The organism is Lishizhenia sp. (assembly GCF_057456495.1).
In genome coordinates, this window is sequence record NZ_JBVCPV010000294.1 from 1 (window position 1) to 2216 (window position 2216).

Below are 2216 nucleotides of genomic sequence, written 5' to 3' on the forward strand. Positions count from 1 at the left end.
AGTAAGAAAAACAAAGAGATCAAATCTTTACAGAAAGAAATCAAAACCTTAAAAGATTCAGAAACTATAAACAACCAAGAATGAAGAAGATTTTTACATTACTCTTGTGTCTTATGACACTAACACTTGACGCCCAAGAATTAGATATACCCACCAGTATAACCGTTGATGAACAAATGCAAATGCTAGATGATAAGCAATGCAACTCTTTCATAGTAGGAGTTCAGGGTGATGGTAAGGATATTAAAAAGAAATTTAAAGACTTTTTAGAAGATAGGTATGCTATAGAGGTAAAAGGCTTAGGTAGCAGTTTAAAAGGTGAGGGATTGAACAACTCTAGAATAAGTGATAAGGTGTTTAACCTTTTGTTTAAAATTCAGGAGAACGGAACGAGTAATCTAGTTTCCTTATTTATGAGCTTTAGCAATGGAGATTATGTAAACTCCGAAAAATATGCTTCTGAAGCCAATGTAATCAAAGATTTAATGAAGGATTTTACAAAATCCTATTATGCCGATGTGGTAAATGAAAGGATAGAAGTGAAAACCGAAGAGCTTGAAAAATTGAATAAGCAACGTGCCAAAGATATAGATGAAAAAACAGATTTGGCCAAAGAGATTTCTAAGAACGAAAAGAAAATTGCCAAATACGAAAGTAAGGTTGCGAAAGCACAGCTAAAGATTGAAAAATACCAAGAGAAAATAAAAGATGAGGAGAAGGATATTGCTGACAACGGACAAGAAGTTGAAGAGCTAAAGGCAGATAATAATACTGCAGCAGCAAAGAAAACTGAAGTTGAAACGAAGTTAGAAACCAACAATAAATTGATCGCAGAAAAAAGTGAAGAGCTCAAAGCACTTCAAGCAAAACTCTCTCAATTGCTGAGTTTTTAGAGAAGTTCTTTTTACCTTCGCGGCATGAAGTTAAAAGAGACATTTAAGAAATATCATCCGTATTTCGTGGATGTTTGGCAGTATTTGGTCATCATCATCGTATTTATAATAGCCGCATTTTTTATATTGTAAGGAAGTCGCCCGAGGAACATCTTTTTCGGGCGTTTTTTGTTACATTTATTCCATGATGAAGAACCTCCTACATGTCGCCATAACAGTTGTGTTCGCTACTTGTTTTACAGCGTACGCCCAACTGAATATAGATAGCCTTTCCCATATAAACTATGTGAGTACCCATAATACCTTTTTGAATGATGTTTGGGGGTATACTGATGAATTTAACAATGAATATGCGTTAGTAGGTGCCGAAAACGGGGTAGCTGTTGTTGATGTAACCCAGGCAAATAATCCACAAGAGATATTTTGGACACAAGGGGCTTACAGTGTTTGGAGGGATTTGAAAACTTTTGGTGATTACGCTTATGTTACCACTGAAGCTGAGGCAGGTTTGCTTATCATGGATTTGAGTGGACTCCCCAATAATACACAAATACCAACTTCTTATTTTACGGTAGGCAATGGAATCGATACTCTCGGAACTGCGCACAACTTATGGATAGATGAAAATGGATATTGTTACATTTTTGGTTCTAACATCGGTAACAGAGGGGTGCAGATATACGATCTTAATCCTAATCCGCTACAACCAACTTGGGTAGGCGAGTTCGATCCTTATTATTGTCATGATGGTTTTGTACGTAACGATACGGCGTATTTTGCGCACATTTATGAAGGTTTTTTTACCGTTGTAGATGTAAGTGATAAAGCAAATCCTGTTGTTCTGGGTTCAAAAGATACCCCAACAAACTTTGCACATAACATTTGGCCAAGTGATGATGGTCATACAGTATTTACAACGGATGAAGTTACCAACTCATTCCTTACTGCTTATGACGTATCGGATCCTAGCGCCATAGTAGAGTTAGATAGAATTCAATCTAACCCTGGAACCAACACCGTTCCGCATAACACCCATGTCTTGGATGATTACATCATAACTAGTTATTACGCAGATGGAGTAGTTATACACGATGTCTCAGATCCTGAAAACATGGTTGAGGTTGGGAATTATGATACCTATCCAGGAACCTCAACTTCAACGGTTGGAAACTGGGGAGTGTATCCTTATTTTGCCTCTGGAAATTTGATGGTAACCGATAGAGAATTTGGGTTTTTCATTTTAGGTCCTACCTACACACAGGCGGCGAAACTAGAAGGTGTCACCACCAATGCGTCTACCAATGCACTGTTAGATGATGTTAG

The 2216-nt window shown here is 37.3% G+C and carries 2 protein-coding genes; both read left to right on the forward strand.

The features are described from left to right. Window positions 1–80 precede the first annotated feature (80 nt). Window positions 81–893: a hypothetical protein gene (locus tag AC22ZQ_RS14235; RefSeq protein WP_318959423.1), complete on the forward strand. Its 813-nt coding sequence runs from the start codon at window positions 81–83 to the stop codon at window positions 891–893. 184 nt (window positions 894–1077) lie between these two features. Continuing rightward, a partial coding sequence (locus AC22ZQ_RS14240; protein ID WP_318959424.1) for an LVIVD repeat-containing protein occupies window positions 1078–2216 on the forward strand: 1139 nt, incomplete at its 3' end.

Excerpts from the sequence above, each read along its gene's own strand:
- AC22ZQ_RS14235 (WP_318959423.1), top strand. The coding sequence starts at position 81 with ATGAAGAAGATTTTTACATTACTCTTGTGTCTTATGACACTAACACTT.